This is a genomic window from Aureimonas sp. Leaf324, assembly GCF_001423245.1.
GTDB lineage: Bacteria > Pseudomonadota > Alphaproteobacteria > Rhizobiales > Rhizobiaceae > Aureimonas.
In genome coordinates, this window is the sequence record NZ_LMOH01000011.1 from 18,218 (window position 1) to 33,917 (window position 15,700).

Below are 15,700 nucleotides of genomic sequence, written 5' to 3' on the forward strand. Positions count from 1 at the left end.
GGGGTTGGTTCCTCCCGTTGGTCAAATGCCGGGCTGGCCTCGCGGCCCGGCGCGCGGTCTGGCGGTCAGGCCGCTGCGATCATCGCGGCGTTGACGATGCTCTGGCTGGCGACGCCGTCCTGACGGCTCTGGGCCTCGCCGAGGCGGTTGTCGGCGTCGAGACGGTCGGCGACGCCGAGAAGCCGCTGCACGGTCTCGATGTTGGTCTCGCACTCGGCCACCGGATCGAGGCCGGATGCATCGGGGAAGGTGTCGAAGTAGAGGGCGCCGCGGTAGCCGTCGCGGCGGATCTGGCGCAGGAGCTCCAGCGTCGAGCGCAGGTGCACCGCACCGACCATCAGCCCGTCGTCGCGCTTGGCGTAGCCGTCGTTGAGGTGGACGCCGAGGAGCTTCGAGCGGCGGTGGATGAGGGCGGCGGCATAGGCGGGCTGCTCGCCGGCATAGAGCGCATGGGCGAAATCGAGCGTCACGCCGAGGTTCGGCGCCCCGATCTCGCCGATCGCCAGCAGCGTCGTCGCGCAGTCGCGCAGGAGCGCGTGGGCGCGCGGCTCGTCGGGCTTGTACTCGATCGAGATCTGGCAGGCCGGATCGTGCTCGGCGATCTCGCGGATGCCGGCGATCTCGAGGTCCCAGGCCTCGGCATAGTCAAGCTGGAAGTTGTAGTCGAAGCCGTCCTGTCCGAGCCAGAGCGTCATCAGGTCGGCGCCCATGGCGCGCGCGGCATCGACGCCGCGCTTGGTCATGTCGATCGCCTCGCGTCTTACGGCTTTGTCGGGGTTCGTGAAGGCGCCGAGCTTGAAGGCCGGGTTGGTGTAGTAGCGCATGGCCAGCCCGTTGACCGACAGGCCGAGGTCCTTGATGCGGCGGCCGACGGTGGCCGGGTCGTCCTTCACGTGGTCGGGAAAGTTCAGGTCGACGTCGGTCAGGCCCTTCGCGGTCGCGGCGCGCTCGGCCATCTGCATGAAGCTCGGCTTGCCCTGGAGGTCGGGCCAGTAGAGATGCGGCGCGGAGCCGAAGGAGTTGAGGCGCGTGGCGAATCGGGAGAGGGTCATGAGTGCTCCGCTGAACTGCCGTCACTTTACGATTTATCGTGAAGTCGTCAAGTTCTAGGCGATCGCGAACCGCTGAGCGACCTTCGTCCAGCATGGAGCGTCGAGCCTGGCGATCTGGGAGCAGGTTGCTAAGGCAGGCGGATCGATCGGGCGCCTCGGCCGTTCTGCCGGCACCCATTGGCGAACAGAAAGCCTTCCGCATGACCGATGATCCGCGCACCAGCCAGCCAACGAGCTTCCCCGGCGAGACGCCGCAACCGAGCCCCGGCCTCGAGACCCGGATGCGCACCAAGCCCGACCACGGCGAGGACAGCTATGTCGGCAAGGGGCTTCTCGAGGGCCGGGTGGCGCTGATCACCGGCGGGGATTCGGGCATCGGCAAGGCGGTGGCGATCGCCTATGCGCGCGAGGGCGCCGACGTCGCGATCTCCTATCTTGCCGAGGAACAGGCCGACGCCGAGGAGACGCGCGCCTTCGTCGAGAAGGCGGGGCGGCGGTGCCTGCGTCTGCCGGGCGACGTGCGCGACCGCGAATGGTGCCAGTCGCTGGTCGAGCGGACGGTGGCCGAACTCGGCGCCCTCGACATCCTCGTCAACAACGCGGCGGCCCAGACGATCAACGAGGATCTCGCCGACATCGACGACGACGAGATGCAGGCGGCGTTCGCCGCCAACGTCTTTGCGATGATCCGCCTCGCCAAGGCGGCGGCGCCCCACATGAAGCCGGGTTCAGCGATCGTCAACACGACGAGCGTCCAGGCCAAGGTCGCGACGAAGAACATGATCGTCTATTCCGCGACGAAGGGCGCGATCTCCAGCCTGACGATCGGCCTGTCCAACCTTCTGGCGCCCAAGGGCATCCGCGTGAACGCCGTCGCGCCAGGGCCCGTCTGGACGCCGATCCAGCCGATCGCCAAGGACGCCGAGACGCTGGAAACGCTCGGCCAGGATACGCCGCTCGGCCGCGCCGGCCAGCCCGGCGAACTCGCCGCCGCCTACGTCCTCCTCGCCTCGCGCGAGGGCAGCTACATGTCCGGCGCCGTGATCCCGATCACCGGCGGCATGCCGATGTACTGACGCACCGAGGCCGGGCGCGGCGACCCGCACCCGGCCCACGCTCAAGGACCGCCGCGGCGGGCGCGGCGGTCCGGCCGTCAGATCTGCGCCGCGCCGCCATCGGCGAAGAGTTCGCTTCCCGTGACGAAGCTGCTCTCGTCGGACGCGAGGAACAGCGCGGCGTTGGCGATCTCCTCGGGCCGGCCCATCCGGCCGAGCGGGGTGGCGGCTTCGGAGGCGGCCGTGAACGCCTTCTTCGCCGCCTCGTCCGGCGCGAGACCGTGCCAACCCGGCGTCGAGGTCGATCCGGGAACGAGGACGTTCACCCGAATGCGCCGCGGCGCGAGGTCGACGATCCATCCGCGGGTAAAGCTCCGGATCGCGGCCTTGGTGGCGCCGTAGACGCTGAAGGCCGGGATGCCCGTCGTCGCGGCGGTCGAGCCCGTCAGGATCACCGAGGCGCCGTCGACGAGGAGCGGCAGCGCCTTCTGGACCGTGAAGAAGGTCCCCTTCACGTTGGTGGCGAAGGTCCGGTCGAAATGCGCCTCGCTGACCTCGCCGAACGCCGCGAACTCGCCGCCGCCGGCATTGGCGAAGAGAACGTCGATCCGGCCCGCTTCCTCGCGCACCGTGTCGAAGAGGCGATCGAGGTCGCCCATGTCGGCGATGTCGCCCTGGATGCCGCGCGCGCCGTGCCCGACGGCCGCGACCGCCTCGTCGAGCTCCGCCTGCCGCCGCCCCGTCATGAAGACGCGCGCGCCCTCCTCGGCGAACCGCCTGGCGCTCGCCAGTCCGATGCCGCTGTTGGCGCCCGTGATGACCGCCACCTTGCCGTCGAGCCTGCCCATGGTCGTTCTCCTATGGTTGACGAGACGCGATATGGACGGGCAAAGACCTTTTGTTGAGTACGGACATAAAGGTAAGCGGGTGGGCAAGGTGGAACCGATCGTCCCGGACTGCGGTCTCGACGTCGCTCTCGCGGTGGTCGGTGGCAAGTGGAAGCCCTTGATCCTCTATCATCTTCAGGACGGTCCCCGGCGGTTCGGGGACCTCAGGCGTCTGGTGGCGGGGATCAGCGAGAAGGTCCTGATCCAGCAGCTGCGCGACCTGCAGGAGGCGGGCGTCCTCGTGCGGCACGACTATCGCGAGGTGCCGCCGCGCGTCGACTACACGATCACCCCGTTCGGGCGGACGCTCGTCGAGGCGCTGATGCCGCTCTGCCATTGGGGCAACCGGAACCGCGCCGAGGTCGCCGCGCGCGTGCCGGGCGTGCGGGAGGCGGCTGCGCAGGATTGAGGGCGTCGGTCCTGCCACGCGGCGCGGGGAGGGGCCGCGATCCCGACGAAGTTTCGCGGACGATGCGGCCAGTCCCTGACCCTTCGCGCTTGCTCGACGCGTTTGCGCTCACTCGCGGCAGGCGGTATGGGCGCAGGACCATCGCAGGGAGGCCGCGCAGCCGCCATGGACGATACGCCGGGCCCGGCCCACCGATCGGACAGGGTCTCGCTCCGCCGGCCGCTGGGGCATCGCGGGCTCGAGACACTGGCGGCCCACTACGTGCGCCAGTCGTTCAAGCCGCACGCGCATGCCGAATATCTCGTCGGCGTCATCACCGGGGGCGCGCATTCGGTCTGGTGCCGCGGCGAGCGGCATTCCGTCCTGCCGGGAACCCTCATGACCATGCGCCCCGGCGACGTCCACCATGGCAACGCCGCCGTCGAGGCCGGTTGGGTGCAGCGGATGTTCTATGTCGACGAGCGCACGATGGCGGAGATTCTCGGCGATCGCCGGGACGCATCCACCGCCCCGCTTCCCGATTTCGACCGCTGCAACCGCCGCGACGCCGGGCTCGCCGCGCGCCTCGAGCGCATCCACGACCGGGTCCACGCCTCGCGGCTGGCGCTCTCGCGCGACGCCGCCTGGGTTGCCTTCGCCGATGTCGTGTCGCTCCTCGCTGGTGGGACGGGCGACGAGCCGCCGGGCTCGGCGCCCGACGCCCGCGCCCGCAGGCTCGTCGACTACCTCCATGCCCATGTCGGCGACGATGTCGGCCTCGACACGCTCGCCTCGCTGGCCGGCCTCCGCCGCAGGCAGACGATCGATCTCTTCCGGCGCCACACGGGCCTGCCCCCGCACGCCTACCATATCGGCCTGAAAGTCCGTCTCGTGCAGGACCGCCTGCGCGCGGGCGAGGCGCCCGCCGCCGCCGCGGCCGAGGCGGGCTTTGCCGACCAGAGCCATATGAGTCGCCACTTCGCGGCGATCGTCGGCCTGACGCCGGCGGCCTATCAGCAGGCCGGCCGCGACCGCACTTTCGTTCTAGAGCGCCGCGCCGCCGCGCCGTAACCCTGCCCGTGCCGACAGGAGGTTCGGCGGGCAACGAGGGGCCGACGCATGTCCTGTTCACCCGGTATCGCGGCGCCGACCGCGCGGCGGTCGACGCTGGCGGCCGATGCCATGGTACTCGCCGTCGCGGTCGTTTGGGGCGCGAGCTATCCCGTCACCAAGGGCGCGCTGGCCCATGCCCCCGTCCTCGTCCTGATCGTCTACCGGTTCGCCGTCTCGGCCTGCGTCATGGGGCTGGCCGCGCGTCGGGAACTCGCCTGCGCGCCGCGCGGCGACATCCTCCGGGGCATCGTGCTCGGGGCGATCCTGGCGGCGATCTTCACGGTGGAGATCGCGGGTCTCGCCCTCACCAGCGCGACCAACGCGGCGCTGATCATCTCGCTCTGCACGCTTTTCACCCCGTTCCTCGACCACGGCCTCTCGCGCCGCCTGCCGCCGCCGGTCGTGATCGCGGGGGCTGCGGTCGCCTGCCTCGGCGTCGGACTGCTCGTCGGAGGGCTGACGGCCTGGACGTTCGGCGACGGGCTGATCCTTCTCGCCGCCGTCCTGCGGGCCGTCATGGTGGTTTCCACCCAACGGCTGATGGCCTCGCGCCCGCTCTCGTCCCGCGCGCTGACGGCGGTGCAGTCCGCCACAGTCGCCGGCCTCGCGGTCCTTACGCTTCTCCTCACGCAAGGCGGCGGGGCGCTGGCGGTCCGGGCGGGCGCCGGCTTCTGGGGCAGCGTCGCGTTCCTGTCGCTGTTCTGCACGGTCGCGGCCTTCTACGTCCAGAACGCGGCGGTGCGCCTCACCAGCCCGACGCGCGTCGGATTCCTGATGGGGACGGAACCCCTGTTCGGCTTCGCGCTGGCGCATGTCCTCCTGTCGGAACCCGTCACCGCGCGGGCGCTCCTCGGTGCGGCGCTGATCGTCGCCGGAACCTTCGCCGGGCTCCTTGCCGACCGGCGGGAAGAAACGGCGGCTTGACCTCCTCGACGCCATGTTTTACCGTTCGGTACAACTTGGCAAGAGAAGGTGTTCCGATGTCCCGTCCCCCGCTTCCCCCCTTCACCCACGACACCGCAGTCGAGAAGGTGCGCCTTGCCGAGGACGGCTGGAACACCCGCGACGCCGCCAAGGTCGCCACCGCCTACACGCCCGATACGCGCTGGCGGAACCGGGTCGAATTCGTGCACAACCGGGAGGAGGCCGAGGCCTTCCTCACCCGCAAGTGGAACCGCGAGCTCGAATACCGGCTGATCAAGGAACTGTGGGCCTTCACCGGCCACCGCATCGCGGTGCGCTACGCCTACGAGTATCGCGACGACAGCGGTCACTGGTTCCGCGCCTACGGAAACGAGAACTGGGAATTTGCCGACGACGGACTGATGCGCAGCCGGCACGCCAGCATCAACGAAATGCCGATCGCCGAGGCGGACCGGAAGTTCCGCTGGCCGCTCGGCCGCCGCCCGGACGACCACCCGTCGCTGAGCGATCTCGGCCTTTGAGCGCGAAGCGCGTCCTCACCGATCGGGCCAGCGCCCTGCCGGCGCTGGCGGAAGCGTTTCGCGAGCACGGCTTCGAGGGCGCGAGCCTCGCCGTCCTGTCGAAGGCGACGGGGCTCGGCAAGGGCAGCCTCTACAACTTCTTCCCGGGCGGGAAGGAGGAGATGATGGAGGCGGTGCTGGCCGACATCGACGCCTGGTTCGAGACGGCGATCTTCGCGCCGCTGGAGGGGGCCGTCGACCCGGCGGCGGCGGTCGTCTCGATGATCGGCGACGTGACGGCCTATTTCCGTTCCGGCCGGCGGGTCTGTCTCGTCGGGTGCATCGGCCTGAACGCATCGGGCGCCGCGTTCGCCGACCGGATTCGCGGCTATTTCGCGCGCTGGATCGCGGCGCTGGCCGCCTGCCTCCGGTCGGGCGGCGTCCCCGAGCCGCAGGCCGCGCGGCTGGCGGAGGAGGGGGTGTCGGCGATCCAGGGGGCGATCGTGCTCGCGCGCGCGCTCGGCGAGGAGGCTCCCTTCCTGCGTATCGTCGAGCGTCAGCAGTCGATCCTCACCGGCGCGATCGCGTGTCACGGCGCGGGCGTCGGACCGGCCATGGCGTGACGATCGGGCATGGGGCGGGTCGGCGTGTGCCCGGCGCTCCCTTTCGAGTAGGTTCCACGGTGCCGTTCCGTGGCCGTCGTCCGACGCCGCCGACCCCCGCGGCGTGACGATGGGCCGGCGACGCTGTGCCGTCCCAGATCGGTTCCGCCCCGCGCATCGGACCCAAACCGCGAGCGACAGCGTTTCGCTGGGACGATGGATCGATCCCGGAGGCCCCAATGCTCGCATCCCTTCTCATCGGTCTGGTGGCCGGGCAGCGCGCGATGACGCCGTTGGCTGTCCTCGCAGGCGCGGCGCAACGCGGCGCCCTTCCGACTGAGGTTCCAGGCGTCCGGCTTCTCTCGGTCCCACTGGTTTCGGCGGGCGCGGTGGCGCTGGCCGCGGCCGAGATGGCGGGAGACAAGATGGCGTCCGCGCCCGACCGGACCGTCCCGGCGGGGCTCCTCGCCCGAACGCTGACCGCGGCCTTTGCCGGCGCCGTGCTGGCCGAGCCGGGGCGCCGCACCGAAGGGGCCGGGCTCGCCGTCGCGGCGGCCATCGGCGCGTCCTTCGTCGGCCTGTCGCTCCGCAAACGAGCGATGCGGCGGTTCGGTCAGACGCCGACGGGTTTCGTCGAGGATGCCGCCGTCCTCGCGCTGGCGCAGGGGATCGTATCCCGGCGTACCTGAGCCGTTGGGCGGACTATGCGACGAGCGGGTCGGCGCATTCTCCACAGCCGCCGCAGACGCCCCCGCCGGGGCCCAATCACCAATCTCGCGTCGGGCTAGCCGCCAGGCTTCGTCGCGAACCAGAGCACATGCTTCGTGCCGCGTCCGCGCCCCGCCTTCACGCGCAGCTCCTCCGCCTGGAACCCGCCGCGGCCGAGGCGGGCGGTGAAGGCGGCGTCCGGTCCCTGCGACCAGATGCCGAGCACCCCGCCCGGCGCGAGCGCCCGCAAGGAGGCGGCAAGGCCCGCCGAACCATAGAGCCGGTCGTTGCTGCTGCGCGTCAGTCCGCCCGGCCCGTTGTCGACGTCGAGGAGGATCGCGTCGAGCGTCCCGCGGGCCCGGCCGATCGTCTCCACCACGTCTTCGACGGCGACCGTGACGCGGGGATCGGACAGCGTGTCGCCGAAAACCTCGACCATCGCGCCCTTCGCCCAGTCGACGACGCCCGGCACGAGCTCGGCGACGGTGATGCGGGCGTCGGGCGCAAGGCTTGCCAGCGCGGCCCGCAGCGTGAAGCCCATGCCGAGGCCCCCGATCAGGATGCGGGCGCTTCGGCGCGCCCCGATCCGCTCCGCCGCCAGCGTCGCCAGCGCCTCCTCCGAGCCGCTGAGCCGGCTGTTCATCAGCTCGGTCCCGCCGATCATGATGGAATATTCCGTGCCCCGCCGCATCAGCCGCAGTTCGCCGCCGCCCGGAATGGACGCGGTGCCGAGCGCTTCCCAGGGGATCAACGGCCGCTCCTCCCGGCGATGGCGCGAGGGCGACCGGCTTCGGAAACGGGAGAGGGCGCGGTCATGCTCGGGCTCGCGGTGGGACGTCGGGAGCCCCCTCGTAACGCGCCGGTGGGGCGCCTGCGAGAAAATTTGCAGACGGCGCGGCAGGGGCCGTCACTCTCCGTCCGGGGCTCGCGGGGGCTTGGGCACCCGGCAATACGGGACGACCGGCGCATCGAGGGGCGCCGGTCGCAGGGCGGAAGGGCAAAGGCCCGACGAGCCGTCCGGGTGCTTTCGCGTCAGCCCTTGGCGGCCGCGACGAAGCGCGGGTCGAAGGTCTGCGCGAAGGTGATGTCGGCGCTGGCGAACTCGTCCGGCTCCAGCGTCTTGAGCATCGACAGCATCGACTGGAAGCCGTCCTCGGTGATGACGCCGTCCGGCGAATACATCGGCCGCGCCTTCTCGAAGGCGGTCTTGTAGAACTCGCGGTCGCCGAAGAGATAGTCCTCCGGCACCGCGTCGGCGACCTGGTCGGGCGTGGCGGTCTGCAGCCAGGCGAGCGACTTGAGGAACGCGTTGACGATGCGCTGCGTCGTCACCGGATTGGCTTCCACGAAGTCGTGTCGCAGGTAGACGGTGGCCGCCGGGTTGGTGCCGCCGAAGAGCTGGCGCGTGCCCTCCTCGGTGCGGGTGTCGATCAGGGGCACGATGTCGCCGTCCACCTCGAGGCGCGAGGTCACCGGGTCGAGGTGCGACAGGCCGGCGATCTCGCCGCGCTTGACCGCCGCCACGGCGCTGGTGCCGCCGCCGATGCCGACGAGCGACACGTCGTCCGGCTTCAGACCGGCCTTCACCAGCGCGTATTGCAGCATCAGCGCCGTGGAGGAGCCGGGCGCGGTGACGCCCATGGCACGGCCCTTGAGATCGGCGATCGTCTTGATCTCGTCCTTCAGCCCTGAGCGCACCGCGATGGTGATGCCGGGGAAGCGCCCCAGATCGGCGACGGCGCGGATGTCCTGGCCGCGGTGCTGCATGCGCAGCGTGTGCTCGTAGGCGCCGGCCACGACGTCGACCGACCCGCCGACCAGCGCCTGCAGCGACTTCGCCCCGCCGCCGAAATCGTTGATCGCGACGCTGAGGCCCTCCTCTTCGAAGAAGCCCTGTCGCTCGGCGATGGTCAGCGGCAGGTAGTAGAGGAGCGGCTTGCCGCCGACGCCGAGCGTCAGCGACGGCTTCTCGATCGCGGCGGCCGAGCCTTGTGCGAAGGCGGGCAAGCGGGCGGACAGGGCAGCGAGTGCGGCAAGGCTGCCGCCGGCCATGAGGAAGTCTCTGCGTTTCATGGGAAAAGGCCCCTCCCAAGGCCGGTTTGAGGATGTCGTCGAAGGGTCAGGCGGCCGCGACCTGCGCCTGCGGGCGCCAGACCAGAAGGCGGTCCTCGACCAGCGTGACCACGGCGTCGATCACCAGCACGAAGGCCATGAGGACGAACATGCCGGCAAAGACGCCGGTGACGTCGAAGACGCCTTCCGCCTGCTGGATGAGATAGCCGAGCCCCGCCGAGGAGCCGAGATACTCGCCGACCACCGCGCCGACGACGGCGAAGCCGACGGCCGTGTGCAGCGAGGAGAACATCCAGCTGAGCGCCGACGGCAGGTAGACGTGGCGCAAGAGCTGGCGTTCGGTCATGCCGAGCATGCGGGCGTTGGAGAGGACCGTCTGGTTCACCTCCTTCACGCCCTGATAGACGTTGAAGAAGACGATGAAGAACACGAGCGTCACGCCGAGCGCCACCTTGGACCAGATGCCGAGCCCCAGCCACAAGGCGAAGATCGGCGCCAGCACCACGCGGGGCAGGGCGTTCGCCGCCTTGACGTAGGGGTCGAAGACCATCGCGAGCAGCGGCTTGCGGGCGAACCAGAAGCCGATCGCGACGCCGCCGAGCGAGCCGATCGCGAAGGCCAGCATGGATTCGGCAAGCGTGATGCCGAGGTGATACCAGATCGAGCCCGACACGAACCACGCGACGATCCGCTCGCCGACGTCGATCGGGGTGGCGAAGAAGAACTTCGCGTTCGCCGGATTGCCGAACAGGCTCGTCGCCGTGAACAGGTGCCAGACCACCAGCACGACCACCGCGACGGACACCTGGAGAAGGAGGAGAACCGGCCTCGTCATGCGGTCAGCCCGTTGGTCTGGCGATAGCCCTTCACGACCTCTTCCTTGAGGGCGTTCCAGATCTCGCGATGGATATCGTGGAAGAGCGGGTCGAGGCGTACGTCGGCGATCTCGCGCGGGCGCGCGATCGGGATGACGTAGTCGCCGATGATGCGCGCGCGCGGGCCGGCCGACATGATCACCACGCGGTCCGACAGGGCGATCGCTTCTTCCAGATCGTGGGTGACGAACATCACCGCCTTGCGCTCGGCCGACCACAGGTCGAGAAGGAGGCCCCCCATGATGATGCGGGTCTGGGCGTCGAGCGGACCGAAGGGCTCGTCCATCAGGAGGATGCGCGGGTTGCGGATGAGGACCTGCGCCAGGCCGACGCGCTTGCGCTGGCCCCCGGAGAGCATGTGCGGATAGCGGTCGGCGAAAGCCGAAAGGCCGACGCGCGCCAGCCATTCCCGGGCCCGCTCCTCAGCCTCGCGCTTGCCGGTGCCGGCGATGGTGAGCGGGATCGACACGTTGTCGAGCACCGTCTTCCACGGCATCAGCGAATCCTGCTGGAACAGGTATCCGGCCTTGCGGTTGAGGCCGGACAGGTCCTCGCCGAAGATGCGCACGCTGCCGGCCGAGGGTTTCAGAAGGCCGGCCGCCGCGTTGAGCAGCGTGGACTTGCCGCAGCCCGTCGGTCCCACGACGGCGACGAATTCGCCCTCGCGCACCACGAGATCGGTCGGGGCCACGGCCTCGAAACGGCCGCCATCGGCGAGGCGGAAGGCGATCTCGACGCCCGACAGGCCGATCGCCTGCGCGGCCGCGGGGGCGACATGCGGCGGCGCGGCCGGGCCCGGCTGCACCGCGGTCAGCATGATGGCCTGCCTCGGCGCGAAGACGGCGCCCGTCGTCTTCCGGCGCCCGGCGCTTCGTTCGTTGTCATCGGCGTCCTCCCGACGTCGTTGGTCTTCAAGACTAGATGATCCCCTCGGCCGCATAACATGCGTTAGGCCGCAACACTTGTTTCCCATTCGCGAACGCTCAAACTCCGCAGCGTTCCGGCTGAGAGCGAAGGGCGTCCCGGACGCGCCCGCCGGCCTGCGCGCCCGGCAGGCGCGCGACGTCTTCGGCGACCCCCCGCAGCGCCTCGATGTCGATGCCGGTGGAGACGCCCATGCGCTCGAACATCCAGACGACGTCCTCGCTCGCCGTGTTGCCGGTCGCGCCCGGCGCGAAGGGGCAGCCGCCGAGGCCGCCGGCCGCCGCATCGAACACCCGCACGCCCTCCTCGTAGGCGGCGAAGACGTTGGCAAGGCCGAGCCCGTAGGTGTCGTGCCCGTGCATCGCCCAGTGCCGCACGTCCGGAAACCGCGCCATCGCCTCGCCGAACATGCGGCGCACCTGATCGGGCACGGCGCGTCCCGTCGTGTCGCACAGGCAAATCTCGGCGTCGGGACGCGCGGGAACCAGGCGCTCCAGAAGGGCCATCACATCCGCCGGCTCGACGCGGCCGTCGAACGGGCAGTCGAACGTGGTGGCGAGGCTGAGGCGCAGGGGCGTCTCGGCCGGCACGCTCGACGCGAAGCGCTCGTAGTCGGCGGCGGATTCGGCGGGCGTGCGGCGCACGTTGTTGCGGTTGTGCGCCTCCGACACCGACAGGACGTAGGCCACCATCGGCGCACCGGCCGCCAGCGCGTCTGCGCCCCGCCGTTCGGTCGGCACGAGGAGCTGCGGCAGGAGGCCAGCCTCGCCGCGCACCCCGTCCAGCACCGCCGGCGTGTCGGCCATCTGAGGCACCGCCGATGCGCTGACGAAGGAGCCGATCTCGATCCGGCGCAGGCCCGCCGCATGGAGGCGGCGCACGACGTCGATCTTGGTGACGGTCTCGATGAGGGGCCCGATCGGCTGGAAGCCGTCGCGCGGGGCGACCTCGACGATCTCGACGTCGGTGCGGCGATCGAGAGGGTTCATCGCACGACCCCTTCCTCGCGAAGCCGCCCGATCTCGGCCTCGTCGAAGCCCGCTTCGCCGAGGATCTCGTCGGTATGGGCGCCGATCGCGGGGCCGGTCCAGCGGATCGCGCCCGGCGCCTCCGGCACATGCGGCACGATGCCGGCATGGAGCACGCGGCCGATCTGCGGGTCGTCGAGCTCCTGCACCATGCCGCGTGCGCGATACTGCGGGTCGGCAGCGATGTCGGCCGCGTTGAAGCAGAGGGTGGAGGGGATGTCGGCCTGCGTGAGGATGCGGTCGGCCTCCGCCGCGTCGAAGCCGCGCGACCAGTCCGCGATGATCGCGTCGAGCCTGGCGACGTTGCGCAAGCGGCCGGGATTGGCGGCAAAGTCCGGGTCGTCGGCGAGGTCCGGTCGCCCGATCACGCGTGCGAGGCGGCGGAACAGCGGGTCGGAGTTCGCCGCGATCAGGAGCCACTTCCCGTCGCGCGTCGGATAGGCGTTGGTCGGCGCGGCGGTCTTGATGCGCGAGCCCTGCGGCTCGCGGATGGTGCCGAAGACGCCGTATTCGGGCAATGTGCCCTCCATCATCGACAGCATCGCCTCGGTCAGCGCCACGTCGAGCGTGAACGGTCCCGGCGCGCCGCCGGCGCGGTCGCGCTGCCACAGCGCCGCCATCACGCCGAACGCGGCATAGAGCCCGGCGATCGAATCGCCGATCGAGATGCCGACGCGCGAGGGCGGCAGGTCGGTGTCCTCCGGCGGATGGTTGGTGAGGTAGCGCAGGCCCCCCATCGCCTCGCCGATCACGCCGAACGAGGCGCGGTCGCGATAGGGGCCGTCCTGTCCGAAGCCGGAAATGCGCGAGATCACGAGGCCGGGGCGCGCCTCGCGCAGCGCAGCTTCGGACAGTCCCAGCTTGTCGAGCTGGCCCGGCCGGAAGTTCTCGACGAGGGCGTCGGCACCGCTCGCCAGACGCAGCACCACGGCACGCGCGCCGGGATGCTTGAGGTCGAGCGCGATGCAGCGCTTGTTGCGCGCGTGCATCGACCACCAGGGCGACCGGCCGTTGGCCTGCTCGCCCCACTGCCGCACCGGATCGCCGCCGGGCGGCTCGATCTTCACGACGTCGGCGCCGAGATCGGCGAGGAGGCGCGTGGCGAAGGGGGCCGCCACGAAATGGCCGAGCTCGAGGATGCGCAGGCCCGCGAGCGGGCCCCGGGCCGGCTTGGCTGCCGTTGCCGCTTCCTTCCAGGTGTCCATGCCCGCCTCCCGCCGCGACGCCGTCGGCAGCGATTGAAGGGCGGGAGGGGGTAAGGGGTCCAGTCGTCTCCGGTCAACCCTCGTTCGCGGGCGGCGAACCCTCGGGGCGAAGGAGATGCTCGCGCAGGAGACGCGTCGCCTCCGGCAGGGCGGCGGGATCGCGCGACACGAGTTTCAATTCGCGACGCGCCCAGCGGTCCGTCAGCGGGATCGCGACGAGGTCCATGCCGCGCGCCACCACCGCGAAGGCCCGGTCCGGGATGAGGCCGACGCCGAGCCCGCTTTCCACCATACGCAGCACCGCGTCGAAGCCCGGCACATGGATACGCAGCTTGACGTCGCGCGCGGCGTGCGCGGCCTCCACCGCGGATCGGCGGTAGATCGCGCTGTCCTGATGGAGGCCGATATGCTCGTAGTCGAGCGTATCGACGAACCCGACGCGCTCGCGGCCCGCCAGCGGATGGTCGCGCCGCACCGCCAGCACCAGCCGGTCGCGCCGGTAGGGGGCGGCCGCAAGGTCGCGGCTGTCGACGCTGGAGACGCAGAGCCCGATGTCGCCGACGCCCTCCTCGATCCCCTTCACCACGGCGTAGCTGGTGCGCTCTTCGAGCTCGATGCGCACGCGGGCGTTGGCGCGGTAGAAGTCCGACAGGTCGTCGGGCAGGAATTGCACGATCGAAGAGATGTTGGCGAGAATCCTCACATGCCCGAGCAGCCCCTGCGCGTGGTCGGCGAGTTCGGCGCCCATCTTGTCGACCGAGCGCAGGATCGAGCGTGCGTGGTGCAGAAGGGTGTCGCCCGATGCCGTCGGGCTCATGCCGCGGGCATGGCGCTGGAAGAGTTCGGTGCCGAGCGTCGCCTCGAGTTCCGCAAGGCGCTTGGACAGGGCGGACGGGGCGATCCCGGCGCGCTCGGCCGCCCGCGTCAGATGCTCCTCCTCGCATACTGCCACGAAGAGCTGAAGGGTGACGAGATCGATACGGCGCGCGAGCGAGGATGTCATCATGGGGTCTTGTGCGTCGCGCGGGGCCTCGAGGGCAACCATCCTTCGCCGACAACGGCCTTTTCGATCGGAGAACGGGATCGCATGGCGGCCGCCCGTGGATCTTCTCCGTCCCGGCAGAAGGCACGCCGCTCGCAACCGTTCGACGGAAGCGCCCCGCCTGTCGGCGCGTCGCGCCGTCGCCCGGCGAGCAGGGGGCGCCGCACCGCGCACGCAAATCGGCCAGGGAGATCGCTTAGCGGAGTGTCAACAAACCTTCGGTAATCCGATCACAATGACGCGTCGTCGTTCGGAGGTCGTTCGCCCCATGCTGCAAAATCTGACGATCTTTCGGAAGTTCACCCTGTCGATCGCAGCCGTCAGCCTGATCGGGCTTGGGCTCGCAGCCTACAGCGCGGTCCAGATGGACACGATCGATCACGACTACACGCATCTCGTCACCGTCAACGACCCCGCGGCCGTCAAGCTGACAAGGGCCGGGCGAAATGTCAGCGACGCCGCCTATTCGGCCTACAAGGTGCTTGCCTACGACGGGCAGAGTGCCGAAGCCCAATCGGCGGCCGCGAACTTCGACGACAAGATGCAGGCCACACGCCAGCTCCTCGACGAGATCGGGACGAGCCTTCCCGTCTATGCTCCGGCCTTGGCCGAGATGGCGTCCGGCGCGACGGAGATCGCGACCAAGGGCAAGGCGGCCAACGCTCTCGGCCTGCAGGACCGCAACGACGAGAGCCGAGCCGTTCTGGCGGACATGGACGTGACGGTCGCCGATTTCGTCAAGCGCTACCAGACCCTGCGCGACCAGATGCTGAGCGACACCGCCGCGCTCTCGGCGAGCGCGTCCGCCCAGACCTGGTCCACCATCTACGCGACGATGGGGCTGTCGCTGGCCGGACTGCTGATCGGCATGATCGGCGCAGGCCTGATGGCCTCGAAGGGCATCACGCATCCCCTTCAGCGCCTTCGAGACCAGATGAACCGGCTGGCCGAAGGAGATCTTGAGGTCGAGGTTACCGGTGTCGAGCGGGGTGACGAAGTGGGCGCCATGGCTCGCACCGTCGAGGTCTTCAAGCAGGCGGCGCTCGAGAAGGCGCGCCTTTCCACCGAGGCCGACGCCGCCCGGCGGGGCCAGGCCGAGCAGCGCGAGCGCCAGTCGGCTCTCGACCATGCGAAGGCCGAGGACCTTCGCGCCTTTGTCGGCCTCGTCGAGACGAGCTTCGCGCGCCTGTCGGCGGGCGACCTGACGGTGCGCATGGGTGAGGCTGTGGCGCCCGAGTTCGAGCCGATCCGCGCCGAGTTCAACCGCGCCGTCGTGCAGCTGGAGACGACGATCGGCCAGGTGGTCTCGGCGGTCGGCGCAATG

General features: G+C 70.3%; 17 protein-coding genes. 8 read left to right on the plus strand and 9 right to left on the minus strand.

Features of this window, described 5'->3' with window-relative positions; all coding sequences use genetic code 11:
- Nucleotides 1-65 precede the first annotated feature (65 nt).
- Nucleotides 66-1,052 carry a sugar phosphate isomerase/epimerase family protein gene (locus ASF65_RS07535; RefSeq protein ID WP_055887443.1) on the minus strand — a complete coding sequence of 329 codons (987 nt, stop codon included), beginning with the start codon at nt 1,050-1,052 and terminating at the stop codon, nt 66-68.
- 200 nt (nt 1,053-1,252) lie between these two features.
- On the opposite strand from ASF65_RS07535, the gene ASF65_RS07540 reads away from it, so the two are divergent.
- Nucleotides 1,253-2,128 carry an SDR family oxidoreductase gene (locus ASF65_RS07540; RefSeq protein WP_055887446.1) on the plus strand — a complete coding sequence of 292 codons (876 nt, stop codon included), beginning with the start codon at nt 1,253-1,255 and terminating at the stop codon, nt 2,126-2,128.
- Between the two features lie 77 nt (nt 2,129-2,205).
- Here the strand turns inward: ASF65_RS07540 and ASF65_RS07545 are convergent, their stop codons facing one another.
- Entirely contained in the window at nt 2,206-2,955 is a 750-nt protein-coding gene (locus ASF65_RS07545) for an SDR family oxidoreductase (RefSeq protein WP_055887447.1), read from the minus strand.
- A gap of 88 nt (nt 2,956-3,043) precedes the next feature.
- Between ASF65_RS07545 and ASF65_RS07550 the strand changes: the two genes are divergently transcribed.
- From ASF65_RS07550 to ASF65_RS07575, 6 genes are all read left to right on the plus strand, one after another.
- The gene (locus ASF65_RS07550) at nt 3,044-3,403 is read left to right on the plus strand and encodes a helix-turn-helix domain-containing protein (protein ID WP_055887480.1); all 360 of its coding nucleotides are present in this window, start codon (nt 3,044-3,046) and stop codon (nt 3,401-3,403) included.
- 165 nt (nt 3,404-3,568) lie between these two features.
- Nucleotides 3,569-4,453 (plus strand): AraC family transcriptional regulator, encoded by an 885-nt coding sequence (locus ASF65_RS07555; RefSeq protein WP_055887450.1) that lies wholly within the window; start codon nt 3,569-3,571, stop codon nt 4,451-4,453.
- Nucleotides 4,454-4,501: 48 nt separating this feature from the next.
- Entirely contained in the window at nt 4,502-5,419 is a 918-nt protein-coding gene (locus tag ASF65_RS07560) for a DMT family transporter (protein ID WP_055887452.1), read from the plus strand.
- A gap of 56 nt (nt 5,420-5,475) precedes the next feature.
- Nucleotides 5,476-5,940 carry a DUF1348 family protein gene (locus ASF65_RS07565; protein WP_055887454.1) on the plus strand — a complete coding sequence of 155 codons (465 nt, stop codon included), beginning with the start codon at nt 5,476-5,478 and terminating at the stop codon, nt 5,938-5,940.
- Nucleotides 5,937-6,542, plus strand: a complete 606-nt coding sequence (locus ASF65_RS07570) for a TetR/AcrR family transcriptional regulator (RefSeq protein ID WP_055887458.1) — start codon at nt 5,937-5,939, stop codon at nt 6,540-6,542. Before ASF65_RS07565 ends, ASF65_RS07570 begins: the two co-directional genes overlap by 4 nt.
- A gap of 218 nt (nt 6,543-6,760) precedes the next feature.
- Nucleotides 6,761-7,210: a hypothetical protein gene (locus ASF65_RS07575; RefSeq protein ID WP_055887461.1), complete on the plus strand. Its 450-nt coding sequence runs from the start codon at nt 6,761-6,763 to the stop codon at nt 7,208-7,210.
- A gap of 95 nt (nt 7,211-7,305) precedes the next feature.
- Here ASF65_RS07575 and ASF65_RS07580 read toward each other — a convergent pair whose 3' ends face one another.
- From ASF65_RS07580 to ASF65_RS07610, 7 genes are all read right to left on the minus strand, one after another.
- Nucleotides 7,306-7,980, minus strand: a complete 675-nt coding sequence (locus ASF65_RS07580; protein ID WP_055887464.1) for a spermidine synthase — start codon at nt 7,978-7,980, stop codon at nt 7,306-7,308.
- Between the two features lie 281 nt (nt 7,981-8,261).
- Complete coding sequence (locus ASF65_RS07585; protein WP_055887466.1) at nt 8,262-9,302, minus strand: ABC transporter substrate-binding protein; 1,041 nt, start codon at nt 9,300-9,302, stop codon at nt 8,262-8,264.
- A 46-nt stretch (nt 9,303-9,348) separates the two neighbouring features.
- Nucleotides 9,349-10,137, minus strand: coding sequence for an ABC transporter permease (locus tag ASF65_RS07590; RefSeq protein WP_055887470.1), 789 nt, complete (start codon nt 10,135-10,137; stop codon nt 9,349-9,351).
- On the minus strand, nt 10,134-10,994 hold the full coding sequence (locus tag ASF65_RS07595; protein ID WP_082505256.1) for an ABC transporter ATP-binding protein: 861 nt from the start codon (nt 10,992-10,994) through the stop codon (nt 10,134-10,136). Before ASF65_RS07595 ends, ASF65_RS07590 begins: the two co-directional genes overlap by 4 nt.
- Before the next feature lie 166 nt (nt 10,995-11,160).
- Nucleotides 11,161-12,090, minus strand: coding sequence for a hydroxymethylglutaryl-CoA lyase (locus ASF65_RS07600; protein ID WP_055887473.1), 930 nt, complete (start codon nt 12,088-12,090; stop codon nt 11,161-11,163).
- Complete coding sequence (locus tag ASF65_RS07605; RefSeq protein ID WP_055887476.1) at nt 12,087-13,334, minus strand: CoA transferase; 1,248 nt, start codon at nt 13,332-13,334, stop codon at nt 12,087-12,089. Before ASF65_RS07605 ends, ASF65_RS07600 begins: the two co-directional genes overlap by 4 nt.
- A gap of 73 nt (nt 13,335-13,407) precedes the next feature.
- Nucleotides 13,408-14,340 carry a LysR family transcriptional regulator gene (locus tag ASF65_RS07610; RefSeq protein ID WP_055887485.1) on the minus strand — a complete coding sequence of 311 codons (933 nt, stop codon included), beginning with the start codon at nt 14,338-14,340 and terminating at the stop codon, nt 13,408-13,410.
- A gap of 304 nt (nt 14,341-14,644) precedes the next feature.
- Between ASF65_RS07610 and ASF65_RS07615 the strand changes: the two genes are divergently transcribed.
- Nucleotides 14,645-15,700 (plus strand): methyl-accepting chemotaxis protein (locus ASF65_RS07615; RefSeq protein WP_162239464.1); only part of this gene is annotated, 1,056 nt, incomplete at its 3' end.